General features: G+C 58.9%; 22 protein-coding genes. 12 read left to right on the forward strand and 10 right to left on the reverse strand.

Going from position 1 to position 26,824, the window contains the following annotated elements:
• The first annotated feature begins 106 nt into the window (after positions 1–106).
• On the forward strand, positions 107–1,333 hold the full coding sequence (pepT, locus tag AB1748_RS11300) for a peptidase T (protein WP_111141290.1): 1,227 nt from the start codon (positions 107–109) through the stop codon (positions 1,331–1,333).
• A gap of 35 nt (positions 1,334–1,368) precedes the next feature.
• Here pepT and AB1748_RS11305 read toward each other — a convergent pair whose 3' ends face one another.
• Both AB1748_RS11305 and AB1748_RS11310 read right to left on the reverse strand, forming a co-directional pair.
• Positions 1,369–2,145 (reverse strand): transporter substrate-binding domain-containing protein, encoded by a 777-nt coding sequence (locus AB1748_RS11305; protein ID WP_367395504.1) that lies wholly within the window; start codon positions 2,143–2,145, stop codon positions 1,369–1,371.
• 64 nt (positions 2,146–2,209) lie between these two features.
• The gene (locus tag AB1748_RS11310; protein WP_367395505.1) at positions 2,210–3,376 is read right to left on the reverse strand and encodes a methionine aminotransferase; all 1,167 of its coding nucleotides are present in this window, start codon (positions 3,374–3,376) and stop codon (positions 2,210–2,212) included.
• A 124-nt stretch (positions 3,377–3,500) separates the two neighbouring features.
• Here AB1748_RS11310 and AB1748_RS11315 point away from each other — a divergent pair, with 124 nt between their 5' ends.
• Positions 3,501–4,382, forward strand: a complete 882-nt coding sequence (locus tag AB1748_RS11315) for a LysR substrate-binding domain-containing protein (RefSeq protein ID WP_111141293.1) — start codon at positions 3,501–3,503, stop codon at positions 4,380–4,382.
• Here AB1748_RS11315 and AB1748_RS11320 read toward each other — a convergent pair.
• The 4 genes from AB1748_RS11320 to AB1748_RS11335 form a co-directional block, all read right to left on the reverse strand.
• On the reverse strand, positions 4,340–6,004 hold the full coding sequence (locus AB1748_RS11320) for a methyl-accepting chemotaxis protein (RefSeq protein WP_111141294.1): 1,665 nt from the start codon (positions 6,002–6,004) through the stop codon (positions 4,340–4,342). The genes AB1748_RS11315 and AB1748_RS11320 overlap by 43 nt on opposite strands.
• Before the next feature lie 216 nt (positions 6,005–6,220).
• Positions 6,221–7,741 carry a carboxylesterase/lipase family protein gene (locus AB1748_RS11325; RefSeq protein WP_367395506.1) on the reverse strand — a complete coding sequence of 507 codons (1,521 nt, stop codon included), beginning with the start codon at positions 7,739–7,741 and terminating at the stop codon, positions 6,221–6,223.
• A gap of 416 nt (positions 7,742–8,157) precedes the next feature.
• Entirely contained in the window at positions 8,158–9,501 is a 1,344-nt protein-coding gene (locus AB1748_RS11330) for a VOC family protein (RefSeq protein WP_111141296.1), read from the reverse strand.
• Positions 9,502–9,568: 67 nt separating this feature from the next.
• Positions 9,569–10,903: an MFS transporter gene (locus AB1748_RS11335; RefSeq protein ID WP_367395507.1), complete on the reverse strand. Its 1,335-nt coding sequence runs from the start codon at positions 10,901–10,903 to the stop codon at positions 9,569–9,571.
• 322 nt (positions 10,904–11,225) lie between these two features.
• Between AB1748_RS11335 and AB1748_RS11340 the strand changes: the two genes are divergently transcribed.
• A complete protein-coding gene (locus tag AB1748_RS11340; RefSeq protein WP_111141298.1) occupies positions 11,226–12,146 on the forward strand; it encodes a LysR substrate-binding domain-containing protein in 921 nt (306 codons plus the stop codon).
• Here the strand turns inward: AB1748_RS11340 and smrA are convergent.
• Positions 12,143–12,709, reverse strand: a complete 567-nt coding sequence (gene smrA / locus AB1748_RS11345) for a DNA endonuclease SmrA (RefSeq protein WP_111141299.1) — start codon at positions 12,707–12,709, stop codon at positions 12,143–12,145. The two genes, AB1748_RS11340 and smrA, sit on opposite strands and share 4 nt — an antisense overlap.
• Before the next feature lie 317 nt (positions 12,710–13,026).
• On the opposite strand from smrA, the gene AB1748_RS11350 reads away from it, so the two are divergent.
• Together AB1748_RS11350 and uspE are read left to right on the forward strand one after the other, a co-directional pair.
• A complete protein-coding gene (locus tag AB1748_RS11350; RefSeq protein ID WP_010244686.1) occupies positions 13,027–13,779 on the forward strand; it encodes an FNR family transcription factor in 753 nt (250 codons plus the stop codon).
• Between the two features lie 116 nt (positions 13,780–13,895).
• Complete coding sequence (gene uspE / locus AB1748_RS11355) at positions 13,896–14,852, forward strand: universal stress protein UspE (RefSeq protein WP_367395508.1); 957 nt, start codon at positions 13,896–13,898, stop codon at positions 14,850–14,852.
• Between the two features lie 46 nt (positions 14,853–14,898).
• On the opposite strand, the gene pntB is transcribed toward uspE, so the two are convergent.
• Positions 14,899–16,287, reverse strand: coding sequence for a Re/Si-specific NAD(P)(+) transhydrogenase subunit beta (pntB, locus tag AB1748_RS11360; RefSeq protein WP_111139509.1), 1,389 nt, complete (start codon positions 16,285–16,287; stop codon positions 14,899–14,901).
• Between the two features lie 3 nt (positions 16,288–16,290).
• Positions 16,291–17,823 (reverse strand): Re/Si-specific NAD(P)(+) transhydrogenase subunit alpha, encoded by a 1,533-nt coding sequence (pntA, locus tag AB1748_RS11365; RefSeq protein WP_367395509.1) that lies wholly within the window; start codon positions 17,821–17,823, stop codon positions 16,291–16,293.
• Between the two features lie 537 nt (positions 17,824–18,360).
• On the opposite strand from pntA, the gene ydgH reads away from it, so the two are divergent.
• Positions 18,361–19,314: a DUF1471 family protein YdgH gene (gene ydgH, locus AB1748_RS11370; protein WP_293770166.1), complete on the forward strand. Its 954-nt coding sequence runs from the start codon at positions 18,361–18,363 to the stop codon at positions 19,312–19,314.
• 205 nt (positions 19,315–19,519) lie between these two features.
• The gene (locus tag AB1748_RS11375; protein ID WP_293770169.1) at positions 19,520–20,911 is read left to right on the forward strand and encodes a basic amino acid/polyamine antiporter; all 1,392 of its coding nucleotides are present in this window, start codon (positions 19,520–19,522) and stop codon (positions 20,909–20,911) included.
• Here AB1748_RS11375 and AB1748_RS11380 read toward each other — a convergent pair.
• Entirely contained in the window at positions 20,908–21,321 is a 414-nt protein-coding gene (locus AB1748_RS11380; RefSeq protein WP_367395510.1) for a hypothetical protein, read from the reverse strand. The genes AB1748_RS11375 and AB1748_RS11380 overlap by 4 nt on opposite strands.
• Positions 21,322–21,499: 178 nt before the next feature.
• Here AB1748_RS11380 and rstA point away from each other — a divergent pair, with 178 nt between their 5' ends.
• The 5 genes from rstA (at position 21,500) to AB1748_RS11405 (ending at position 26,785) form a co-directional block, all read left to right on the forward strand.
• On the forward strand, positions 21,500–22,225 hold the full coding sequence (gene rstA, locus AB1748_RS11385; protein ID WP_111139504.1) for a two-component system response regulator RstA: 726 nt from the start codon (positions 21,500–21,502) through the stop codon (positions 22,223–22,225).
• Positions 22,222–23,523 (forward strand): two-component system sensor histidine kinase RstB, encoded by a 1,302-nt coding sequence (rstB, locus tag AB1748_RS11390; RefSeq protein ID WP_367395511.1) that lies wholly within the window; start codon positions 22,222–22,224, stop codon positions 23,521–23,523. Before rstA ends, rstB begins: the two co-directional genes overlap by 4 nt.
• A 17-nt stretch (positions 23,524–23,540) precedes the next feature.
• Entirely contained in the window at positions 23,541–25,028 is a 1,488-nt protein-coding gene (locus tag AB1748_RS11395) for a carboxypeptidase M32 (RefSeq protein WP_111139502.1), read from the forward strand.
• A gap of 159 nt (positions 25,029–25,187) precedes the next feature.
• Positions 25,188–25,700: an acid resistance repetitive basic protein Asr gene (gene asr / locus AB1748_RS11400; protein ID WP_111139501.1), complete on the forward strand. Its 513-nt coding sequence runs from the start codon at positions 25,188–25,190 to the stop codon at positions 25,698–25,700.
• 275 nt (positions 25,701–25,975) lie between these two features.
• Positions 25,976–26,785 (forward strand): serine protease, encoded by an 810-nt coding sequence (locus AB1748_RS11405; RefSeq protein WP_111139500.1) that lies wholly within the window; start codon positions 25,976–25,978, stop codon positions 26,783–26,785.
• The last annotated feature ends 39 nt before the right edge of the window (positions 26,786–26,824 follow it).

Genomic DNA, 26,824 nt, shown 5'->3' on the forward strand with positions numbered 1-26,824 from the left:
ACTTCCGGTGATCACAATATCTAAATGAATCATTCAGATGCTTCATTGATAGCACGATTCGGCACCATAGCGAACCCTGCGCGTGGCTGACTAATAAGGAATAGTGATGACAGACAAACTTGAGTCGCAACTCACCCGACGTTTTTTCCGTTACCTCGCCGTCAGCAGTCAGAGCGATGCGAAAGCCACCTCGCTGCCGAGTACGCCGGGCCAGCACACGATGGCGGCCCTGCTGGCCGACGAGCTGCGTGCGCTGGGGCTGGATGCGGTGGAGATCGATGAGCACGCTACGGTGACGGCGGTGAAACGCGGCAACCGGCCCGACGCCCCGCGTATCGGGTTTATCACCCATATCGACACGGTCGATGTCGGTCTGTCGCCCGATATTCATCCGCAGATCCTGACCTGGCAGGGCGACGACCTCTGCCTGAATGCAGAGCAGCAGATCTGGCTGCGCCATGATGAACATCCGGAGATCGCGCCCTACGTCGGCCAGCAGGTGATTTTCAGCGACGGAACCAGCGTGCTGGGTGCAGACAACAAAGCCGCCGTTACGGTAGTGATGACGCTGATGGAGAACCTGCAGGGTGACCACGGCGACATCGTAGTCGCCTTTGTGCCGGACGAGGAGATTGGCCTGCGCGGCGCGAAAGCGCTGGACCTGGAGACGCGCTTTAACGTCGATTTTGCGTGGACCATCGACTGCTGCGAACTGGGCGAGGTGGTGTATGAAAACTTCAATGGTGCCGCCGCAGAAATTGTCTTTACCGGCGTGCCCGCGCATCCGATGTCGGGCAAAGGGGTGCTGGTGAATCCGCTGCTGATGGCTCACGACTACATCAGCCTGTTCGACCGGCTGGAGACGCCGGAGCACACCGAGGGCCGCGAGGGCTATATCTGGTTCAACGAGATGCAGGCCAACGCCAGCCAGGCCACGCTTAAAGCCTCGATTCGCGACTTCGACCTGAGCCGTTTTGACGCTCGCAAGCAGCAGCTCCGTCAGGCCGCAGAGACCATTGCAGCGCGCTATCCTGCCGGCGACGTCAGCATCACGCTCAGCGACATTTACAGCAACATCAGCAATGCGCTGGGCGAGGATCGCCGGGCCATTGATCTCATCTTCAGCGCCTTTGCCGCCCTGGAGATTGAACCCAAAGTGATCCCGATGCGCGGTGGCACGGACGGTGCAGCCCTCTCTGCGAAGGGCCTGCTGACGCCGAACTTCTTTACCGGCGCGCACAACTTCCATTCACGCTTCGAATTTCTGCCGCTGACGTCGTTTGTGAAGTCCTACCAGGTTGCAGAGAAGCTCTGCCATCTGGCGGCGGGCTGAGGAGAAAACCGGGCGCAGAACGCGCCCGGTGAGCATCAGGGTTTCGCGCTCACGTCGATACCAGGGAAATATTTTTCCGCCAGTTTTTTGATCGTGCCGTCGCTCTGGACTTTGGCGATGGCTGCATCCAGCGACTGCTTCAGCTGCGCATCATCCTTACGCAGGCCGTAACCGATGCCTGAACCCAGAATCGCGTCATCCTCAACCGGTTTGCCCGCAAAGCCAAAGCCTTTACCCTGCGGTTTATCCAGGAAGCCGGACTGACCGGCTGCGGACATCACCAGCGTCCCATCGAGGCGGCCCGCGACCATGTCGTTGTAGACCTGATTCTGATCCTGATAGGAGGTGACCGTCACGCCCTGGCTCTCCCAGTGCTTCTTCGCGTAGGTTTCCTGAATCGATCCCTGCAATACGCCGATGTTCTTGCCGCGCAGGCTCTCTGCCGTCGGCGCCAGATTTTCACCCTTTTTCGCCACCAGCATGGTCGGAATGCGGTAGATCGGCTGCGTGAAGGCGATACTTTTTGCGCGCGCTTCGGTGATGTTCATCGCCGAGTTGATCGCGTCAAACTTCTTCGCCTGCAGCGCCGGGATCAGCGCATCAAAACTGCTTTCCACCCAGTGGCAGGAGAAGTTGCCCGCCTTACAGATGGCATTGCCCAGCTCGATATCAAAGCCCTCCAGCTCGCCTTTGGCGTTGCGGCTTTCAAACGGCGGATATTGCGACTCCACACCGTACCGTAAATCCTGTCCCAGTGCCTGCACGGAGCTCATCATCCCCAGCGCGAGAAAAAGCGCGTTCAGTTTCTTCATTCTCTGTTTACCCCGAAAAGTCCTGGTTATCTGTTTCCCGGTCTGCCCTGCGCGGAAGCGCCGTTCAGTGGGAAAAAGCACTGAGCGCAGCCGCGCCCGCCTCAAGTGTCGCCTCGTCTTTGGCAAAAGAGAGACGAATCAGTTTATTGTCTGTGCCATCCATATAAAACGCCGACAGCGGAATGGTCGCCACGCCGTGATCGACGATAAGACGTTTTACCATTTCACTGTCGGGTTCGTCACTGAAATGTCCATAGCTGGCGAGCATAAAGAACGAACCGGCGCTCGGCAGCAGCCGGAATGGCGAATGCTGCATCAGTGCCGTCAGCCGATCGCGCTTCTGCTGATAGAAGGCGTTGAGCGACAGATAGTTCTGCGGGTTTTGCAGATAGTGAGCAAAGCCCACCTGCATCGGCGTATCGGCGGCGTACATCATAAACTGATGCACCTTGACCAGTTCGGTCATCAGCTCCGCCGGGGCCAGACAGTAGCCGACCCGCCAGCCGGTGACGTGAAAGGTTTTGCCGAATGAGGAGACGATGACGCTGCGCGCGGCCAGCTCCGGATGTGTCGCCATCCCGCAATGCGGACGGCCATCGAACAGAATATGCTCATACACCTCATCCGAGAGCACTACGATGTCGGTATTGCGGATCAGCGCGGCCAGCTGATTGAGGTCTTCCGGGGTCAGTACCTGCGCGCTGGGGTTGTGCGGCGTGTTGATGATGATCATCCGGGTACGCGGGGTGATCGCCGCCCGCAGCTGCTCCCAGTCAATGGCAAAGGAGGGCACCTGCAGCTTCAGGCCAATCGGCCTGCCGCCCTGCAGGCGCACCACCGGCGCATAGCTGTCAAACGCGGGTTCAAAGAAGATCACCTCATCGCCCTGATGCACCAGGGCGGTAATGGCCATATAGAGTCCCTGGCTGGCGCTGCCGGTAATCAGCACTTCACTGCCCGCATCATAGGTCTGCCCGTAGAGCGTCTGCACTTTGCTGGCGAGCGCTTCGCGTAAGGCCGGCAGCCCCATCATGGCCGCATACTGATTGTGTCCCGTCTGCATCGCCTGGCTGACGGCCCCGACCAGCGCCGGGTCGCAGGGAAAATTGGGTGCGCCCTGCGACAGGTTAATCGCCTGATGCCGGGCCGACAGCTGACCAATCACGCTGAAAATAGTGGTGCCGACATCCGGCAGTTTGGGGTGGATCGCAACAGGCGTTTTCAGGGACATACACTCTCCGTCAGGGAAGAACCGATCAGATGGGCTGAACCGTTATTCAACGAGGTGTGGCTTGAGTCGGCAAGCGAAATGTCGTCATAATAGCCATGACAAATATGCATAGCTGAGGTTCACTGTGTCCCGTACATCGCTGCCGCTGAATGCCATCCACGCGTTTCTGGTGACCGCCCGGCATCTTAATCTGACGCATGCCGCACGGGAACTCTGCCTGACCCAGGGCGCGGTGAGCCGCAAAATTGCCTCGCTGGAGCAGTGGCTCGGGGTCACGCTGTTTGACCGCCACGCGCGCGGACTGCGGCTGACCCCGCAGGGTGCCGCCCTGCTGCCTGATCTGCGCGCCGGGTTTGAACAGATGGTGCAGGCCAGCGAAAAGATCCGCCGCACCCAGAGCAGCATCCGCCTGAAAGCACCGACCTGCGCGATGCGCTGGCTGGTGCCCCGGCTGATGGCGCTGGAGCATCAGCGCCCGGAGCTGCATGTGGCGCTGACCACCACCCTGGATCATGCCTCGCAGCTGGAGAACTTTGATGCCGCGATCGTCTATGGCAGGCCGCACCCTGAAGGCATTACCCTGTTCCGGGAGTCACTGACGCCGGTGATGGCGGCGAATCTCCCCTTGCCCGCCTCGCCCGCCGCCCTGGAGGCGATGACCTTTCTGCATCCGACCGCTGACACGCGCGACTGGCTGTGCTGGCTGCAGGCGCAGGCGGTAACGCCGGTGATGAGGCGGAACCAGCATTTTTCCACGATGGACCTGGCGATAAGCGCGGCGATTCAGGGATTTGGGGTGGCCATTGCGGACAGCAATCTGGTGGAGAGTGATATTGCCAGCGGCAGGCTGATTACACCCTTCGCTGGCGAGGTAAAGACGGGGGCCGTCTACAGCCTCCTGCAGCGGCCCGAACGGGATGCGCCACCCTTCCTGACGGAACTGGTGGCGTGGCTATGCCGGGATCAGAAGGTAACCCAGTCGCCGTTATCAACCGGTTTAGCCTGAGCCGCACTCAGCACGGGCGCCTTCGGTGCGGCCGGTTTACCGCTCGCCCCTGGTGCACGGTGACTGTCGGCAGAGAGGCGGAACTTCGCGACCGAGGCCTGCAGCGCTTCCGTCTGCAGGGCCAGCGCGCTGGCAGCCGCTGAAACCTCTTCGACCAGCGAGGCGTTCTGCTGGGTTACGCTGTCCATTTCGGTCACCGCCGTACCGACCTGAGAGATCCCCTTGCTCTGCTCTTCTGACGCGGACGCGATCTGCTTCATGATCGCATCCACATCCTGCACCGACTTCAGAATGTTGTTCATGGTGCCACCGGTGGTGCTGACCAGCTCGGCGCCTTTGTCCACGCGCTGAACGGACTCTTCGATCAGGGTCGCGATCTCTTTAGCCGCATTGGCGCTGCGCTGGGCCAGATTACGCACTTCCGACGCGACCACCGCAAACCCACGCCCCTGTTCTCCGGCCCGGGCCGCTTCGACGGCGGCGTTCAGCGCCAGGATATTGGTCTGGAACGCGATACCGTTGATGACGTTGGTGATCTCCGCGATCTTTTTCGAGCTGCCGGAGATGCCATCCATCGTGCTGACGACTTCGCTGACCAGCTGGCCGCCGCGCTGGGCGGTGGTGGTGGCGGTTTCCGCCAGCAGGCTGGCCTGACGGGCGTTATCCGCGTTAAATTTCACCGTGGCGGTTAACTGCTCCATGCTGGCCGCCGTCTGCTCCAGTGCGGCGGCCTGCTCTTCGGTACGCGATGAGAGATCATTGTTACCGGCCGAGATCTCCGCCGCACCGCGCGAGATATTCTCGGTGCCGCTGCGGATGGCGCTGACCGCTTCCCGCAGGCTGTCCTGCATCGCACTCAGCAGCGGAACCAGTTTACCCACGCAGTTACGGCCGAACTCGTTGACCGGCTGGCTGAGATCGCCTGTGGCGATGACGGCGAAGTGGTTACGGATGGTCTCCAGCGGACGCACCAGCATGGCAACCAGATAGCGGTCGGTAAACAGCAGAATCAGCAGGCCGATAACCACCGTGATGGTGATGATGGTTTTGGTCATCGCAGTGAGGCGGTCGACCTCCACCCGGGTAGTGTCCAGCTTTTCGGCGGCGGCTTGATTAAATTTCTCGGCGCTGACGCCAAAAGCGCGACTCAGCGGCGGGGTGCCGTTATTCGCCTGCTCGCGATAAGCCTCCGCTGTACCCTGACGCGCCAGCTGCAGTTGCGGCGTTACGCCATCATCCAGCAGCTTCTGCCAGCTCTGAATCACGCCATCCACGACGTCCGGGTTCATCGGGCCGGGGGCCAGCTGTTTGAAGCGCGCCAGCTGCTGCGTCATGCTGTCCAGCGCCTGCTGCACCGGTGCATACGCCTCATCCGTCAGCGCCTTACCTGCAGCTTTGCTTTCCATCACGCGGGAAAGACGGGTTATCACGCGAAAATATTGATCGTTGCCTTTGCTCAGCACCGTCATTTGTTCAACCAGATGGCGGTCAACATCGTTGCCTTCGCTGAGCGCGCCTAGCGAGTGGATGCTATAAAGGCCGACGCCGCTCCAGAGCAGACAAAACAGTCCCAGAATGGAGAGCATCACTGCGCGAATGGTAAAATTTTTGAGCATTCCCATACCAAAATCCTATGCATGTTGACCCGTAATCGTCGGGCATAACGATTTATCGGCACAGGAATGTCAAAATGTAACTGTTTTGTTACCTGAAATTTTTCAGCGTCGGTATCGGGCTCGCGGATAAAAAACGCATCAATTCATCATATTAAGCTTTTTAAAGTAGAAAAATTTCATTCATGCGATTTCATGGTTAGCAGGCTAATCATCTGCCTGTACTCAAAGCTTCACCATACGACTCATGAATAACCGGAACAACCGCATACGGGCGCGCATAAAGTTCCTTTTCAGCGCGATGCTGTTCTCGCCTTCCTCCCCCAGTGACATTGTCACGTCTTCACCGGGATGCCATGCCGGCCAGATGATCTCCCCTGCCAGCTGATGCTTGTATTCTGTCGCGTCGCGGGCAAAGTTAAGCCAGTATTCACTGACCCGTCCGGCAAAGGCTTGATCGCCCTCGCTGAAGGGTCGCCCGTCGCCGGTTCGGGTCATCTGGCTCAGCGTATTCAACGCATAGGGCACTTCATTGCCGTGCCAGGTGCCGTGCAGATAGAGGTCGCGGGCATGTTCTGAGACGTAATCAAACCAGTAGCGCCAGCCCGGCATTCCCACCTGATGCTGCGCCCGCATGACCAGCCACGGCATAAGGCTGAACGCCATGTCGCGTGCCACGGCGCGACCCAGTAACCGATCGTCATGGATATCGTACATCCATTTCAGCGTCCGGTAGAGAAGACGGTTTTTATCGCGTAACTGCTGCAGCACGGCGGTGGCATCCACGCCGAAATAGTCCAGCACGCTGGCTTCATCGCTGTTGCTGCCCGCCATCAGCGGCAGACGATGCTGTTTTGCCGTCAGAAAAGTGCGCAGCATCGGTTCGGGCAGCACGGCATCCCCGGCGATAGGCACGGGCGGGATCGACAGCGCCCCCTCCAGCGGCCAGAAAGCATCGGCTGGCAGCGCACGCAGATCAGCCGCGCTGGAATCCGGCGGCAGGCCGAGATGACGGGCTACCGCCACACCCTGCTGACGCGCTTTTTTCAGCGGCGTGTCCGGCAGGCTGTAGGCGCTCTGCACAATACCTTTATGGAACAGTCCTTCCGCCAGCGGAGAACAGCAGAGTGACAGCACACTGCGGGCACCGGACGATTCGCCAAAAAGCGTGACGTTGCGACGGTCGCCGCCAAAAGACGGAATGTTGCGTTGCACCCACTGCAGCGCGGCTATCTGGTCCAGCAGACCAAAATTGTTCACCATGCCGCCCGCCGGATATTCCGCATCCAGCGCGGGATGTGAGAAGAACCCCAGGTGGCCCAGCCGATAGTTGAGCGTCACCACCACCGCACCGCGTGACGCCAGCGGCTTGCCGCTGTAGGGGGCCAGTCCGCCCGCGCCGATAGTAAACCCGCCGCCGTGCAGCCACACCATTACCGGCAGCGGTCTGGATGGCTCGACATCGGGCGTCCAGACATTCAGGTAGAGCGCATCTTCGCTGAATTCACCGGGATCGCCTCCGCCGACGGCCTCACAGTAAGTCCGGTTCTGCCAGCAGGAGGCGCTGAATGCGGTGGCATCACGCACACCCTGCCAGGGCGTGACCGGCTGTGGCGGACGCCAGCGCAGTGCGCCCTCCGGGGGGGCTGCATAAGGTATGCCTTTGAATACGAAAAGGTCATCGTCCCTGCATCCACGTAACTCACCCTCAGCCGTCATGATCCTCAGACCTGTTTCGTTTTTCATTCCTGTTTCCCTGTTCAGACGTTCCTCCATTATTTGCAGGCCCGCCAGCATTGTCCATGCGCGGAGGGGATTTGCAGAATATACCGAAGCGTAAGGGGCAGGCATGAACACAATCGTCAACCGATCACGCGCATCTGTTGAGGCGATGAGTTAAGCACGGGTTATCATTTTCTGGCCGGGTCGATGGCGGAGGTGCTACACGAACCGCCTGAGCAGTGTGATGCCCCGCCGCTAAGCCGTTATCTTTTTAACGATTCAGGATGGTCACGCAGAGGAATCTGCGCGATCGGTTAACACGTTTTAATGTTCCCGGCGGGCAGGCGATTTGTCCCCTTTTTTTCCGGTTTCAGGGCCAGCCAGGGAAACGGAGGCTGCGGGAAGCTGCCGGGCAACGGAATTGTTGCCCGGTAAACATCTCAGGCAGGGCGTAATCCACACTGGGCCAGCGACCGCTGCTGACGCGCTTCATACAACGCCATCTCATCCAGCACGGCACACCCCAGCGCCGTCTCGAACGTCTGGCGGCTCGCCTGACCCGCGGAACGGATCTGCGCCCGATCGCCCAGATTGGACTGGAAAATGCCCGCGGCGCTGACGGGCAGAAAATCTTCGTAGGTCTGCGGTTCGGCCACTATGCGCCCGGCTGCGATCAGCGTTTCCAGCGACTCACCCTGGGCGGGCGGCATCGCCATGCCCTTTTCACTCAGGCGATAGCGGAACCAGGCCAGCCCCTGCTGACGCAGCGTCGTTTCGTCGTCAGGAAAGTCACGGAAAATCTCCGCCAGATGCTGCTGATGCTGCTGATTATCCTGGCCGCTGCCCGCCTCGCTGAGGAGTCGATCGTAGAGCGCGCGTCCCTGTGGCGTCAGCGCCACGCCGCGCTGCTCTATCTCCCCGAAGCGGGCCGTGTGGGTGCCCTGATGACCATCGCGGAAGATGATCGGCTCCTCCAGGGCTTTAAAGCTGGTCTGCCGCAGCAGGATCGGCACCTGACGACGCGGCGGGCCTTCAATGAGGGTTTTGGGATCGATGCCGCGCGACGGCATCAGCTGCTGTACGCGGTCGATGTCCAGCGTGCGTGGCGTGAGATGGTTGATGTGGCAGCCGGGAAAACAGACGACATCGGCGATCAGCCGATGCTGCTGGTTCAGCGCCTGATAGGTCTGGCTGTCAACGCTGCTGTGCGCATGCCAGCGGAAGGTTTCCAGCGCTTCGGTGACAAACTCACCGGCCTGCTCTTCGGTCAGCCCGCCCTGCTGCGCATGGAGGTCCAGTAGCGCCCGGCAACGGGGGGTGAAGATGTCGCGCGCCGCGAGGATCTCTGCGGCCTTTTCACGCAGCGGCTCATCGTCGATCAGTTCCGGGCGCAGCAGCGAGGTAAAAACCCGGAAAGGATTGCGCCGCAGCGCCGCATCATCCACCGGCCGGAACGCGGTCGAGTGCACCGGCACGCCCGCCTGCGAGAGATCGTAATAACCGACCGGATACATGCCCATCACCGCAAACAGCTGCCGCAGCGTGGCGAGTTCAGCCGCCGTGCCCACGCGGATGGCACCGTGGCGTTCAATGCTGAGCCGGTCAATCTCATCCGCCGCCGCAAGACGATCCCTGAGCGCGCTGTCGGCTTCCAGCGCGCGATCGTTAACGGTCGCGACCAGCTGCATCAGCGTGCCGTACTGCGGCACCTCCTGCTGATACATCGCAGACATCGCCTGAGAAAAACGGGTGCGGATCGCATCCGCACTGAGAAACTTGTCCATCTTATCCACCTGACACCGTGAGCGTTGCTGCTACTGTAATGCAACGCGCTGGCGACAGCGGAAAAAATCACGAATCTGTGATCGGCTTAAAGCCGAAGCGATTTTTTAACAGCAGCATCAGGCTGGTGATCACAGCCGGTATCGCCAGCAGCAGGAAGATAACGCTGAACGACCAGCCCAGAGAGAGCATTTCGGCTCCCACAAAGGCGCTGAGGATCGCGCCGACGCGCCCCACGCCATGCATCCAGCTTGAGCCGGTGGCGCGGGCATGCGTCGGATAGTAGCTGGCGGATAAGGCGTTCATGCCGGTATTGGCCCCGTTGAAGCAGAAGCCGCTGCAAAAGGCGATGGCGCTCATTATGCCAGCTTCCGCCGGGGAGAAGCCAAGCGCCACGATAAACAGCCCGCCGCAGCCATAGATGGCAGCCAGCGCCAGGTTAGCGTTGAACCGGTCCATCAGCCAGCCTGCAAACAGCGAGCCCAGGGTTCCGCCAGCCTGATACATCGCGGTGACAATGGCGGCTTCAGTGACCGACATACCCAGTGTGTTGACCAGCGAGGGCAACCAGCTGCCAATCAGATAGACCAGGAACAGGCCCATAAAGTAGCCGCCCCACAGCATAGTGCTGCCGAACAGGTAGCGGCGCGAGAGCACGGTGCCGACCGCGCCGCTGTCCGGCGAGGTGGCTTCCGGGGCATGAAACGCGCAGTCAGGCGGGGTTTTGCCCGGCATCATCCGGTCGAGGATGGCGTGAATGCGGGCTGCGGGTGCGCCACGGCTGATCAGAAAGCGCACCGATTCCGGCAGGCCACGGATCAGCAGCGGCAGCACCAGCAGCGGCAGAATACCGCCGAGCAGCAGCACCGAGTGCCAGTCATAGCGCGGCAGCAGCCAGGAGGCAGCAAAACCGCCGCTGGCGGCCCCGAAGGTAAAGCCGCAGAACACCACCGTGATGATAAAGGCGCGGCGGCGCTCAGGTGCATACTCCGCCACCAGCGTGCCGACGTTGGGCATCGCGGCACCCAGCCCCAGCCCGGTCAGAAAACGGAACAGCATCATCTGCTCGATGTTCTGCGACAGCGCGGTAGCCAGCGTCCAGAGTCCAAAAAAGAGGACGCTGAAGAGGATCATCAGGCGACGGCCATAGCGGTCAGCCAGCGGCCCCGCCACCATCGCTCCCAGCGCCAGCCCGATCAGCGCCGCGCTGATCACCAGCCCGAGCTGATGGTTGGAGACGCCCCACGCGGCTTTCAGCGCAGGCGCAATGAATCCCATAATCGCAATGTCCATGCCATCGAGCGCCACCACGATAAAACAGAGTGCGATAAGTCGCTTTTGCCAGCGGCTGAGCCCCGGCTGATTGATAAGCTGGCGGATATCTACCGCCTCGACGCTGGTCAATGAACACTCCACGGGAGTAACGAATCCGACATCAGTTTAAGTAAAAAAAACGGCGCTAATGATAGCCGATCGTTAACCTTAAGCGGTCAGTTTTTTTGCAGAAAGGAGAGAATGATGCTGGTTGAGCGCGCTAAGTCCTTGATATCGGCCCGGCAGAGAGTGCTTTCGTTCAGGCATTTTTAAGATGAACGGTTTTCTTTCAGCAGGTTAACGTCGAATCCGCCTGTCGCCGCCCTGTTTGTTAAAATTATTTTGCAGCAAAGTTAACAGAATTCATTTTAAACTGTTGCCTGAAGACAGCAATTCTCATTAAGTTGAGCCTATGGAAAAAAATATCCTTTTCAATCAGCGCATTCGCTTGCGCCATCTGCATACCTTTGTTGCCGTTGCGCAACAGGGTACCCTGGGCCGGGCGGCAGAGACGCTGAGCCTGAGCCAGCCTGCGCTCTCTAAAACCCTGAACGAGCTGGAAGAGCTGACCGGCGTGCGTCTGTTTGAGCGTGGCCGGCTGGGTGCACAGCTGACGACCATGGGCGAACAGTTTCTGACTCACGCCGTCCGGGTTCTCGACGCCCTGAATCATGCCGGACAGAGTTTCAATGAACAGCCCGGTGACGCCCCGGTGATCATCCGGCTGGGCGCCCTGACCACGGCGGCGATGGGTATGCTGCCGCGTATCCTGGACCGTTTTCATCAGCTGCAGCCCAACACCACCATCCAGGTGGCGACGCTGCATAACAACGTCCTGCTGGCTGGCCTGCGTGCGGGCGAGTTTGATATCGGCATTGGCCGGATGGCCGACAGCGACATGATGACCGGGCTCACCTATGAACTGCTGTTTCTGGAGTCCCTGAAACTGGTGGTCAGGCCGGAACACCCGCTATTAAGTGACAACGTCACTCTATCCCGCGCCATGCAGTGGCCGGTAGTGATTTCACCCGAAGGCACCGCGCCGCGCCGTATCGCGCAGCAGATGCTGGATGAACAGGGCTGCTCCCTGCCGCCTCACTGCATCGAAACCTCATCGACCTCGCTGGCGCGCCAGCTCGCGCTCCGCTACGACTATATCTGGTTTGTTCCTTCCGGCGCGATTAAAGAGGACCTCAGCCACAATGCCGTCTGCGCCCTGCCGATCAACTCTTCCGGTCCGGGTGAACCGGTCGGGATTATTACCCGCACCGGCGCAGAACTGAGCCTGAGCGCCGAGGTTTTAATGTCGACTATCCGCAAATTTCACAGCTAGCGGCTGCGTTTCGCATGCCGCTCGCGGTTTTCCAGCCGCGCTTTATCGGTTTTTCGTAAGCCCACGTAGAGCGCGCCACCACCACCGTGCTGGGTCTGTGCCACGCAGAACGTCTGTACGTCATCAAACTGCGGTAACCAGCGCGCCAGATAGCTGCGCACGATATTAGCGTGCGACTCATCATCACGGCCTTTGCCATGAATGATCAGCAAATTCCTCAATCCCTGCTTGTGCGCCTGCATCATGAAATTAAACAGCGCCTGGCGGCAGGCCTCCACCGGCTGACGCAGCAGGTTCAGGCTCGCATCCAGCGCGTATTCCCCTCTGCGCAGCTTATCCAGAATGCCCTGCTGAATGCCATCGGCCTTGTACTCCAGCGGCGTATTGAGCGGCACGATCTCCAGATAGCCCCGGGTCAGGAAGTTTTCCTGTTCCGACTCACCGGGCGGATGACGCGGCGCTTTCGTGGAGGGCGATTTGAGCCATAAGGTGGACGTGGTGTCCTTTAACGGCGTGACATCACCCATGGCATCCCGAAAGAGATCGTTATCATCAAGGTTCATGGTTTTCTCACACCTAGTTAAAATTGATGGAGCGGGTAAATCAGGCTTATGACGTTAGCGTAGCAAAATCTGCAATCACCGGGCCACCCCGCTGTTTTGCCCAAATTTCGCGCGGCAGAACCGTGGAGCAGATCACAAAAGCGGAAAGTTTTCGTGACAGCGACGCCGAGCGCGTGCCAGGAAAGCCCGCTGCAGCGGGCTTCCGCGCCAGCCAATACGACCCTGATCTTTGTGGGTGTAAAGCTGCTCGGATGAGTTCCCTTGAGCGCAAAAAATGGTAAAATTGACCCCAGTCAATAATCGTCGAGCAAACTATTATGATCCCTGAAAAACGCAGCATTCGTCGTATTCAGTCAGGCGGTTGTGCCATTCACTGCCAGGATTGCAGCATCAGTCAGCTCTGCATCCCCTTCACCTTAAATGAACATGAGCTGGATCAGCTCGACAATATCATTGAGCGTAAGAAACCGATTCAGAAAGGGCAAACGCTCTTTAAAGCCGGGGATGAACTGAAGTCTCTCTATGCGATTCGCTCAGGCACCATTAAAAGCTACACCATTACCGAACAGGGTGATGAGCAGATAACCGGTTTTCACCTGGCGGGCGACCTGGTGGGCTTTGACGCCATCATGGGTTCCAGCCACCCCAGCTTTGCGCAGGCGCTGGAAACAGCCATGGTCTGTGAAATACCGTTTGAAACGCTGGATGACCTGTCGGGCAAGATGCCGGCTCTGCGTCAGCAGATGATGCGGCTGATGAGCGGCGAAATCAAAGGCGATCAGGATATGATCCTGCTGCTGTCGAAGAAAAATGCCGAAGAGCGTCTGGCGGCGTTTATCTGGAATCTTTCGCGCCGTTTTGGCCAGCGTGGCTTCTCACAGCGCGAGTTCCGCCTCACCATGACCCGTGGCGACATCGGTAATTATCTGGGCCTGACGGTCGAAACCATCAGCCGTCTGCTGGGGCGTTTCCAGAAGTCCGGCATGCTGGCAGTGAAAGGCAAGTATATCACCATCGAAAACCACGCCCTGCTGGAAGAGTTAGCCGGTCAGAGCCATCAGGCCGCCTGATCCGCCGCCGGATCAATAATTCTTATTTTGTTGATCCGGCAGTAACTTTTTCACTTCTTCCGCTGTGAAACATAGGCTATCTTTATTCCAACGCCCGGGTTTAAGGAGAATGCCTCATGTCTCAATACCAAAATATTCTGGTCGCCATCGATCCCCAGCAAGACGATCAGCCTGCGCTGCGGCGTGCGGTTTATCTCAATCAGCGGATTGGCGGAAGAATTAAAGCATTCCTGCCTATTTATGACTTCTCGTATGAGATGACCACCCTGCTTTCACCGGATGAACGCGCCTCGATGCGCCAGGGCGTAATCAGCCAGCGTACCGAATGGATACGCGAACAGGCTCACGCCTACCTGGATGCCGGCGTCGATATCGACATCAAAGTGATCTGGCACAACCGTCCTTATGAAGCCATTATCCAGGAAGTGCTCGCCCATAAGCATGATCTGGTACTGAAAATGGCGCATCAGCACGACCGCCTGGAGTCAGTGATTTTTACCCCGACCGACTGGCATCTGCTGCGTAAATGCCCCTGCCCGGTCTGGATGGTGAAAGACCAGCCGTGGCCGGAAGGCGGCAAGGCGATTGTCGCGGTTAACCTGGCCAGCGAAGAGCCCCATCATGACAGCCTGAATCAGAAGCTGATTCGGGAAACGGTGAAGCTGGCGGGAAAGGTGAATCAGACCGAAGTACATCTGGTCGGCGCCTATCCGATTACCCCTATCAATATCGCGATTGAATTGCCCGATTTCGATCCCAGCGTCTACAACGACGCTATCCGTGGCCAGCATCTGGTGGCCATGAAGGCGCTGCGGCAGAAGTTTTCTATCGGGGAAGAGTTTACCCACGTTGCGAAGGGCCTGCCGGAAGAGGTGATCCCCGACCTGGCGGCGCATCTGGGGGCGGGCGTGGTCGTGCTCGGCACCATCGGACGCACCGGTCTTTCAGCGGCGTTTCTGGGTAATACGGCGGAGCAGGTCATCGACCATCTGCGCTGCGATCTGCTGGCGCTGAAGCCCGACGATTTCAAATCACCTGTTGATCTGGATGATGAAGAGGATGAGGAGGATTAACGCCTCCTTATAAGAAAACGGGCGGCCGGTGAGCCGCCCTTTTTTATTACAGTGCTTTGAGAATCGCTTCCACGCTGGCTTTGGCATCGCCAAACAGCATCTGACTGTTCTCTTTGAAGAAGAGCGGGTTCTGCACCCCGGCATAGCCGGTATTCATCGACCGCTTAAACACCACCACATTCTGCGCCTTCCACACTTCCAGCACCGGCATACCGGCTATCGGACTGCGGGGATCGTCCTGTGCGGCCGGGTTCACGGTGTCGTTCGCGCCGATCACCAGCACGGTGTCGGTGTTGCTGAAGTCATCGTTGATCTCATCCATCTCCAGCACCACGTCATACGGCACCTTCGCTTCGGCCAGCAGTACGTTCATGTGCCCCGGCAGACGCCCTGCCACCGGATGGATCCCAAAACGCACGTTGATGCCCAGCGCCCGCAGCCGGGCGGTGATCTCCGCCACCGGATACTGCGCCTGCGCCACCGCCATGCCGTATCCCGGCGTGATAATCACCGAACCAGACGCCTTGAGCATCCCGGCGGTCTCTTCAGCGGTAATCTCGCGATACTCCCCCGCTTCCTGCGTATCATCGCCGCTGCTCACGTCGGTGCCAAAGCCACCGGCGATCACGCTGATAAACGAGCGGTTCATCGCTTTACACATGATATAGGAGAGGATGGCACCGGATGAGCCGACCAGCGCACCTGTCACAATCAGCAGATCGTTGCTGAGCATGAAACCGGCCGCCGCGGCCGCCCAGCCCGAGTAGGAGTTGAGCATTGAGACCACGACCGGCATATCCGCGCCACCGATCGAGGCGACCAGATGCCAGCCAAACGCCAGCGCAATCACCGTCATCAGCAGCAGCGCAAAGACCTGCGCTGCGCTGCTGCCGGTATTGACAAACCACAGCAGCAGCAGGAATGAGACGACCAGCGCCAGCAGATTCAGCTTATGACGATGAGGCAGTGCCAGCGGCCGTGAGGAGACCCTGCCACACAGTTTGCCGAAGGCCACCAGCGAGCCGGTGAAGGTGACGGCACCGATAAAGATCCCGATAAAGACCTCGCTGAGGTGGATATTTTCCATCACGGCAGGCAGGCCGGGCGCGTGCTCAATGTAGCTGTTGATGCCCACCAGTACCGCAGCCAGACCCACAAAGCTGTGCAGAATCGCCACCAGCTCCGGCATTTCGGTCATTTCAACTTTTTTTGCCAGACGAATACCAATCGCGCCACCGATCACCATCGCCAGCAGGATCCAGACGACATGGCTGCTGTCCGGGCCAAAGATGGTGGCGACCAGCGCAATCGCCATACCACTGATACCGAAAATATTGCCACGCTTAGAGGTCTCATGACGCGAGAGGCCCGCGAGACTACAGATGAACAGAATTGCAGCCACAATATAGGCTGCAGTGACTAATCCGCCAGACATGGTTTACCCCTTACGAAACATTTTCAGCATGCGCTGGGTGACGGTAAAGCCACCAAAGATATTGATGCTGGCAATCAGCACGGCAATAAAGGCGATAAAGGTGACCCAGCCACCGTGGCCCATCTGTAAAACCGCCCCGATAACGATGATGCCGGAGATGGCATTGGTCACCGACATCAGCGGCGTATGGAGTGCATGACTGACGTTCCAGACCACGTAGTAGCCCACCACACAGGCGAGTGCGAACACGGTGAAGTGCGAGAGGAATTCCGCAGGCGCGACGCTCGCCATCCAGCCAAACAGTACAATGGCCAGCGCCATCAGCAGAGAGTTGCGCCACGGCGACGCGGGCCGGGTTTCAACCGGCGCTGAGGGCTTCACGGCTGCCGCTTTGGTCTGAGGGGCGGCCGAGACCTGAATGGGCGGAGCCGGCCAGGTGATTTCGCCTTCACGAACCACCGTGACACCGCGCACGACCACATCATCGAAATCGATATGAACCTCGCCCGGCTTCTCTTTACACAGCAGCTTAAGCAGGTTGACCAGGTTGGTGCCGTAGAGCTGGGAAGACTGGGTCGGCAGACGGCTGGGCAGATCGGTGTAACCGATGATCTTGACGCCGTTCGGGGTCACGGTCACCTGATCGGCGACGGTCAGCGCGCAGTTGCCGCCGGTCTGCGCGGCCAGATCCACAATGACACTGCCCGGCTTCATGCTGGCGACCATCTCTGCGGTGATCAGTTCCGGGGCTGGTTTACCGGGGATCAGCGCCGTGGTGACGATAATATCCACCTCTTTCGCCTGGCTGGCAAACAGCGCCATCTCAGCCCGGATAAAGGCCTCCGACATGACTCTGGCATAACCGTCACCGCTGCCCGCCTCCTCTTCAAAATCGAGTTCGAGGAATTCGGCGCCCATACTCTGCACCTGCTCTTTGACCTCCGGACGGGTGTCGAATGCGCGGACAATCGCCCCCAGGCTGCCCGCCGCGCCAATCGCAGCCAGACCGGCCACACCGGCCCCGATGACCATCACTTTTGCCGGCGGCACTTTACCGGCCGCCGTGATCTGGCCGGTAAAGAAGCGGCCAAACTCATGGGCCGCCTCGACGATGGCGCGATAACCGGCGATATTCGCCATGGAACTCAGGGCATCCAGCGACTGCGCCCGCGAGATACGCGGCACTGAATCCATCGCCATCACCGTGACCTGACGCGCAGCCAGCTTCTCCAGCAGGGCCGGATTCTGCGCGGGCCAGATAAAGCTGACCAGTGTGCTGCCCGCGCGGGTCAGTGCGATCTCTTCATCATCCGGCGCATTGACCTTCAGCACGATATCGGACTGCCAGACCTGCTCTCTGTCGCTGAGTGTGGCACCGGCGGCGAGATAGCTTTCATCATCGAAGCTGGCGCGTTTACCGGCGTCATGCTCAAGCGTGACGCTGAAACCCAGCCTGATCAGTTGTTCGACGGTCTTTGGCGTGGCGGCCACGCGCGACTCGTTTGGCAACCTTTCCTTGGGTATTCCAATTAACATAGTGTTTCCTTTCATCGGTTAAAGGATGATGGCCCGAATCGGCACCGCGCCCGCGCAGCGGGATCGCTGACCCGGCTGACGAACGCAACGCCTCTGTTTCAAAGTGTTTATAACCTACTGAAAATGTGACAGGCGATCTACCGTCGCCAGGCCGCGTCGTAACATTCGCCTGATTATTCAGTATTGCGCTCAAAAACCGGCGTTATCCCACTACAAAATCGTATCGCAGGCAGATTTTCTGCCAGAGATGATGGCCTGCGGGCGGACAAGGCGTTATTAAAAACCTTTATTTAACAATGCATTAACTGAAAAACTGCTAATCGTTACCGCTTTTACCGGTTAATTCCGGCAGAAATGGCCTTAGCGCACTCAGATGACAATCAAATGAAAAAACGGTAAGTGAATAACGCGATGTGAGACAAAAAATCGCTGCGACAGTCTGTTTATAACATGCAATAATCAGCGGCTAATCTGTTATACATCAAGAGTCCAGCACGTTTTCGTACTCATTTTTGCGTAAGGCGAAGGATTATTTTTATGAAGCTGAAGAACACTATTCTGGCGTCCACTCTGTTGTCCCTGCTGGCAGCCAATGCATTCGCTGCGCAGGAGTTAACGCCAGAAAAAGCGGCCGCGTTGAAGCCATTCGAACGTATTAATATCACCGGCCGTTTCAACGCAATTGGCGACGCTGCCGATGCGGTGTCGAAGCGTGCAGATCAGCTGGGCGCCGCCTCTTTCTACATTCAGGGGATTAACGACAGCAACGGCAACAGCGGCAACTGGCGCGTCACCGCCGACCTCTATAAAGCCGATGCCCCGGCAGCCTCAGACACTAAAACCTACCGTCGCTTTAACGGCGTCAACGAACTGCCAAAAGCGGAGGCCTACCGGCTGGAGCCTTTTGATACCGTTTCGGTCAGCGGCTTCTTTGCCAGCCAGCCGGACGTTAACGACGCGATCTCCAAAGCCGCGAAACAGAAAGGCGCCGCCTCCTTCTTTATCGTTCGCCAGATCGACGCTAACAGCGGCGGCAACCAGTACGTGACGGCTTATGTCTATAAAGCCGATGCAAAAGCGCGCGTGGTGCAGAACCCGAACGCCATCCCGGCCGATTCCGAAGCGGGTAAAGCCGCGCTGGCAGCCGGTGGCGCAGCGGCGGCTAACGTCGAGATCCCTGGCGTAGCCTCGTCTGAAACGCCAAGCAGTAAAGTGGGTCGTTTCTTCGAAACGCAAAGCTCTACCGGCAAGCGCTACACGGTGAATCTGCCAAACGGCAAATCCGTGCAGGAAGTGAACGCGATTACGGCCGCGCAGATGCAGCCGTTCGATACCGTAACTTTCACCGGACACTTCGGCACCCCGACAGAGGTCTCAGAAGAAGTGGCGAAGCGTGCGGCCGACAGAGGGGCGAAGTTCTACCACGTCACCCGTCAGTGGCAGAACCAGAGTGGCGGCAACCTGACCGTTACCGCGGACCTGTTTAAGTAATCCTTTCAGGGCGGCGTCAGCCGCCCTGCTGTTTGCATAATTCCTGCGCTGATTTGCATAGTCACGCATTGCCATCCCCTGCCACACTCCGTAAAATCTGCCGCCTGTTTCACCGGACATTGTCTCTGTCAATTGCGGCTGCGCTGCGATATCTCAGTGATGAAAACCGGATTACCCAGCCATATATGCTAGCGGGAAGGTTGTTTTGGAGAAAAAATTAGGTCTCGGTGCGCTGACGGCGCTGGTGCTCAGCTCGATGCTGGGCGCCGGCGTGTTCAGCCTGCCGCAAAATATGGCTGCGGTGGCAGGTCCGGCGGCACTGCTGCTGGGCTGGTTAATCACCGGCGTCGGCATTATTTTTCTGTCGCTGGCGATGCTGCTGCTGACCCGCCTGAAGCCCGATCTGGACGGCGGGATCTTTACCTATGCCCGTGCCGGATTTGGCGAACTGATGGGCTTCTGCTCCGCCTGGGGCTACTGGCTCTGCGCCGTGATCGCCAACGTCTCCTATCTGGTGATCGTTTTCTCCGCCCTGAGCTTCTTCACCGACACGCCGGACCGGGTGATCTTCGGCGACGGCAATACCTGGCAGGCCATGCTGGGCGCTTCCGTGCTGCTCTGGCTGGTTCACTGGCTGGTGCTGCGCGGCGTACAGACGGCAGCCAGCATCAACCTGATGGCGACACTGGGCAAGCTGGTGCCGCTGCTGCTGTTTATTGTGCTGGCAGTGATGGCGTTTAACTATGATCGCTTCCGCTTCGATTTTTCCGGCGTTACGCTGGGGCAGCCGCTGTGGGAGCAGATCAAGCAGACCATGCTGATCACCCTGTGGGTCTTTATCGGGGTCGAAGGCGCGGTGGTGGTTTCTGCCCGCGCGCGTCAGAAAAAGGATGTGGGCCGGGCCACGCTGCTGGCCGTGCTGGCCGCCCTGCTGGTCTATCTGCTGGTCACACTGCTGTCGCTGGGCGTGGTGCCACGCGCGGAGCTGGCCGGGATGCGCAACCCCTCAATGGCCGGGTTAATGACCCGACTGATGGGCAACTGGGGCGATGCGGTGATTGCGGTGGGCCTGATTATTTCGGTGTGCGGCGCCTATCTGAGCTGGACGATTATGGCCGCTGAAGTACCGCTGATCGCAGCGCAGCAGGGTGCCTTTCCGCGCAGCATCGCCCGTCAGAACCGCCATAACGCACCGGCCGCCTCGCTGTGGCTGACCAACGGCAGCATCCAGTTCTGCCTGATCCTGATTGCGCTGACCGGGGCCGACTACAACAACCTGCTCACCATCGCGTCGGAGATGATCCTGGTGCCCTATCTGCTGGTGGGGTTATATCTGATCAGGGTCGTCTATGGGCAGCGCAAGCCGCTGGCGCTGGCGACCGGCATCGGCGCGAGTCTGTATGGCATCTGGCTGCTCTACGCGTCGGGGCCGCTGCACCTGATGATGTCCGTGGTGCTCTATACTCCCGGCCTGCTGCTGTTTCTGTTTGCCCGTCGCGGCGGCCGCGCAGAGATTGCGCTGACCACGCTGGAGCGGATTGCAATGGGATTACTGATTGCGGCTACGCTGCCCGCCGTATGGCAGCTGACGGCTTAGTGTGACTGCAGAGGAATCGAGACGCACAGCAGGTCATCCTGCTGTGTAAGATTCAGCGGCTTCGCATATTCATGATGAATCGCGTCCAGCTGCTCCGCCGACAGCGGATACGGTAGCTGAATATCGAAGCGGCTGATACGCTGCTGTTCCGCCAGCGTAATCAGCCGCGCGATATTGATTTCGTCGCTGACCTGGGTAGAAATGATTTGTAATGCTAATTCTTTTAACGGGTCGTCACTGCCCTGTAAGCGGTGTGCCGATTTACGTGTCACCATGCCAAATATCGGCATCACACCATAAATAGCATCGACGAAGCTCCAGCGTTTTTTGCAGGAAGCGGAGAGAAAGTCACTGTAATTGAAGCAGATGTGGTCGGGGTATATGGCTGATGCCAGCTCTTTATCAGACACACTAACGCTCCTCATGGTAATCATCAATATCCCAAACCTGGCGCAGAAAGGCCGCGCTAATGATTACACATTTTGCCGGTTATATACCAGCAAGCCACGGATATTTCGTGCGATAACGTAGAGCTCAGGACCAGGAAAAGATATGCTTTCGCCCACCCCTGTCTCTGCTTTGTGAACTATGAACAAAATTGTTTATGTTGAAGATGAACCCGAAGTGGGTTCACTGATTGCGGCCTACCTCGGTCGTCACGACATTGAGGTGATTGTTGAGACCCGCGGGGATCGCGCTGAGGCGGTGATCGCCGAGCAGCAGCCCGATCTGGTGATGCTGGATATCATGCTGCCGGGCAAAGATGGCATGACCATCTGTCGGGATCTGCGGGCCAACTGGCAGGGCCCCATCGTGTTGCTCACCTCGCTGGACAGCGACATGAACCATATTCTGGCCCTGGAGATGGGTGCCCAGGATTACATTCTGAAGACCACGCCTCCGGCGGTGCTGCTGGCCCGCCTGCGCCTGCATCTGCGTCAGTCAACCCAGGGCCAGCCGGAGGATACCCCCAGCGCACCGGCGGCCAACCGGATGCTGCGCTTTGGCTCGCTGACTATCGATGCCCTGAATCGTCAGGTCACGCTGTTTGATGAGCAGATCGCGCTGTCGACCGCAGATTTTGATCTGCTGTGGGTGCTCGCCAGCCATGCGGGGCAGACGCTTAACCGCGATGCGCTGCTGAAAACCCTGCGCGGTGTCAGCTACGACGGGCTCGACCGCAGCATCGACGTTGCGATCTCGCGCCTGCGCAAGAAGCTGCATGACAGCGCCACCGAGCCGTTCCGCATCAAGACTATCCGCAACAAAGGCTATCTGTTTGCCCCCCAGGCCTGGGATACCCGCGTACTATGAGAAAGCTCTTTATTCAGTTCTATCTGCTGCTGTTCGTCTGCTTCCTGGTGATGGCGCTGCTGGTGGGGCTGGTCTACAAGTTCACCGCAGAACGTGCGGGCCGCCAGTCGATGAACGATCTGATGGCCAGCTCGCTCTATCTGATCCGCAGCGAACTGCGTGAGATCCCGCCACGCGACTGGAACAAGACCATCAAGAGTCTCGACCTCGGTTTATCGTTCGATCTGCATATCGAACCGATGAACAAATTCCAGCTCGATGAGGGGAATATGCGCCGGTTGCGGGCTGGCGAGATTGTGGCGCTCGACGACCAGTACACCTTCCTGCAGCATATTCCCCGCAGCCACTATGTGTTGTCGGTCGGGCCGATCCCCTACCTCTTCTATCTGCATCAGATGCGCCTGCTGGACATAGCCCTGCTGGTCTTTATCGGCATGTCGCTGGCGCTGCCGGTGTTTATCTGGCTGCGGCCTCACTGGCAGGAGATGCAGCGTCTGGAGAAAGCAGCGCAGCGGTTTGGCCGCGGCGAGCTGGATGTGCGTACCCATTTCGACAGCACCTCCAGCCTGTTCCGGCTCGGCATCGCGTTTAACCAGATGGCCGAGAACATCAATACCCTGGTCGCCAGCAAGAAGCAGCTGATCGATGGGATCGCGCATGAGCTGCGCACTCCGCTGGTGCGCCTGCGTTACCGGCTGGAGATGAGCGATAACCTGACAGATAACGAACGGGTGGCGCTGAATCGCGATATCGGCCAGCTGGAGAGCCTGATCGAAGAGCTGCTGACCTATGCGCGCCTTGACCGCCCGCGCGTCGATCTCAACCTGAAGAGACAGGATTTGGCTAGCTGGCTGCGTGAGCGGCTGGATGATTTTCGCACCATCAATCCCGGGATGCGGCTCGATCTGGACCTGCCGCAGCGCGAAAACATCGGCGTCTCCGATAGCCGCCTGATGGAGCGGGTGCTGGATAATCTGGTCAACAACGCCCTGCGCTATGCCCGGCAGCGGCTGCGCGTCAGTTTATGGTTCGACGGCCCGACCGGCTGTCTGCAGGTGGAAGACGATGGGCCGGGCATCCCGCCTGAAGAGCGCGAACGGGTGTTTGAACCTTTTGTCCGGCTCGATCCCAGCCGTGACCGCGCCACCGGCGGCTGCGGCCTTGGCCTGGCGATCGTCCACTCGATCGCCCAGGCACTGGGCGGCAGCGTCATGATTGAAGCCAGCCCGCTGGGCGGTGCCAGCGTTCGCTTTTGCTGGCCGGTTGATTTAACCTTGCGGGAAATTCCGCTGCGATAAAACACAAGGAGTCCTGCGTGACCTCAGCGTATCAGCACCTTACCGCGACCTTTCAGCGTCTCTCCCGTTTCAGCCACGTCACCGCTATCGCCGGTTGTGACATGCAGACCACCATGCCGCCGGGCGGCAGTCAGGCACGGGGGGAAGCCCTGGCCGAAATGAGTGTTCTGCAGCATCAGATCCTGACCGCCCCGCAGGTCGGGGAATGGCTCCGGGCCGCCGGGCAGGAGTCGCTCAACGACGTCGAGCGCGCCAATCTGAATGAGATGCAGCGGGCTTACCAGCAGGCGACCCTGCTGCCCGATACGTTCGTTGAAGCGAAGTCGATCGCCGGTTCAGTCTGTGAACACGCCTGGCGCACGCAGCGACCGGCCAACGACTGGCAGGGTTTCGCCGCCAACCTCAAAGAGGTGGTGCGCCTGAGCCGCGAAGAGGCACAGCGCCGTGCCGACGCCAGCGGCGCTTCGCGCTACGACGCGCTGCTGGATCTTTACGAGCCGGGGATGACACGCGCCCGGCTGGATGCGACCTTTGGCGAACTGAAAACCTGGCTGCCCGACCTGCTGCAGAAGGTGGTGGAAAAACAGGCGCAGCAGCAGGTGATCGTGCCGCAGGGGCCGTTCGCGGTGCCTGCCCAGCGCCAGCTCGGCCTGAGCATCATGGAGACGCTGGGCTTCGACTTTAATCATGGCCGGCTGGACATCAGTGCGCACCCCTTCTGCGGCGGCGTGCCGGAAGATGTGCGCATCACCACCCGCTACAACGAGGCGGAGTTTCTCAGCGCCATGATGGGCGTGATTCATGAAACCGGCCACGCCCGCTATGAGCAGAATCTGCCGCAGCAGTGGCGCGGTCAGCCGGTGGCGCTGGCGCGTTCCACCGCGATCCATGAGTCCCAGAGCCTGTTTATGGAGATGCAGCTGGGCCGCAGCCGTGAATTCCTGCAGCGTATTCTGCCGCAGATAACGGCCACCTTCGGCGATCAGCCCGCCCTGCAGGCGGATAATTTCGTGCGCCTCGCCCAGCGTGTAGAACCGGGCCTGATCCGGGTTGACGCCGATGAGCTGAGCTACCCGGCCCATGTCATTCTGCGCTATGAGATCGAGCAGGCGCTGATTGAGGGCGACATTGAGGTTGAGGATATCCCGGCGCTCTGGGATGAGAAGATGATGCAGTCGCTGGGGCTGGACACCCGCGGGAACTACCGTGACGGCTGTATGCAGGACATTCACTGGACCGACGGCGCCTTTGGCTACTTCCCGACCTACACGCTGGGCGCGATGTACGCCGCACAGCTGTTCCGGGCGGTGAAACAGGCCATTCCGCAGCTCAGCGAGCTGATTCAGCACGGTGAACTGCAGCCGGTCTTCGACTGGCTGCAACAGAATATCTGGCAGCACGGCAGCCGTTTCTCCACCGATCAACTGCTGATCAACGCCACCGGTGAAGCGCTGAACCCGGCGTTTTTCCGCCAGCATCTTGAGCAGCGTTACCTGAATAACTGAGTGTCACGGCGGCCTGCCGGCCGCCCCTTCCCCCCTTTGTACAATCGGTTACACGCCGATACCAAACACCCACGGACACCGCGCATTGCTTTCCCTATAGTCTCTTCACCGGCCCCGCAGTGGGCTACACATGAAAAAATAGTCTTCGAGGGATTTGCAATGAAAAAATTATTTGCACTGGTTGTCGCCGCTGCTATGGGTATGTCTTCTGTTGCTTTCGCTGCTGACACCACAGCTGCTCCAGCTGCTGCTGCGCCAGCCGCAACAACCACCACCACTACCGCTGCTGCACCGGCTAAAACCGTTCACAAAACTGCGCACAAGAAACACCATAAAGCTGCGCAGAAAGCCCAGGCTGCTAAGAAACACCACAAAAAAGCAGTGAAGAAAGATGCAGCGCAGAAAGCGCAGGCTGCTAAGAAAGTTCACCACAAGAAAGCGGCTGCACAGAAAGCGCAGGCTGCTAAAAAAGTGCACCACAAGAAAGCCACTCAGCCAGCCGCTCAGAAAGCCCAGGCTGCTAAAAAAGTTCACCACAAAAAAGTAGCTGCACAGAAAGCGCAGGCTGCTAAAAAAATGCACCACAAAAAAGCGGTAAAACCGGCTCAGAAAGCGCAGGCCGCTAAAAAGATGCACCACAAAAAAGTTGTGAAATCAGCTGCTAAAAACTAAGGTCGCCTGTCACGCACGGCCACGCGATAATGATTAAAAACACCCGGTTCTGCCGGGTGTTTCTTTACTGAGGTGGAAAAAATGGTGCGTCGCTATCGCTTCGAAATTATTCTGCTGGTTATGATCCTGTGTGGCATTGTTGCAGCAAGCTTTTTTATTTGATCGCTGTAGCGTACTGATTAACCAATAAAACTCCCTTTTTCAACGCTCACCGACTATAGTTACCGTACCTGCGGAATAACAATAACGTTACTTTTCTCGCCATTGAGATTTCTATGCGCCTGGCTACCCTGTTAATGGTTGGACTTTTCAGCTTTGCCACTACTGTTCATGCCGATGATGACGATGACTCACCGACGCCTGCCGAGATTAAAATGCTGTTCTTCGGCAAGGACCATCGTCAGGCTATCACCGATATTACCGCAGCACCCTGGGATGCGATTGGCCAGCTGGAGACCGAAAGCGGCAACCTCTGCACCGCGACGCTCATCTCTCCGCATCTGGCGCTGACCGCCGGACACTGTCTGCTCGCCCCGCCGGGTAAATTTGATAAGCCGGTGGCGCTGCGTTTTATGGCCAGCGACAAAGGCTGGCGCTACGAGCTGCATGATATCGACGCGCGGGTTGAACCCTCGCTGGCGTCAAAATTAAAGGCGGATGGTGAAGGCTGGATCGTACCGAGCAGTGCGGCACCCTATGATTACGGCATTGTGATACTGCGCAATCCGCCGTCAGCGATTACGCCAATCCCCCTGTTCGACGGTTCACGCAGCGATCTCACGGCCGCGCTGAAACTGACCGGCCGCAAGGTGACCCAGGCGGGCTATCCGGCCGATCATCTTGATACGCTCTACTCCCACAGTAACTGTCTGATCACCGGCTGGGCGCAGCGCGCCGTGCTTTCCCATCAGTGCGACACGCTGCCGGGCGACAGCGGTTCTCCGCTGCTGCTGAACAGCGAGAATGGCTGGCAGTTAATTGCGGTTCAGAGTTCAGCGCCGGCTGCAAAAGATCGCTATCTGGCGGACAACCGCGCGATTGCCGTCACCTCGTTCAAAGACAAGCTGGAATCGCTCGCGCAGTAAGCCAGCCAGACCGCACTGTCCGGGGCGCTGTTAACCGCG

It is taken from the genome of Pantoea sp. Ep11b (genome assembly GCF_040783975.1).
Lineage (GTDB): Bacteria > Pseudomonadota > Gammaproteobacteria > Enterobacterales > Enterobacteriaceae > Pantoea.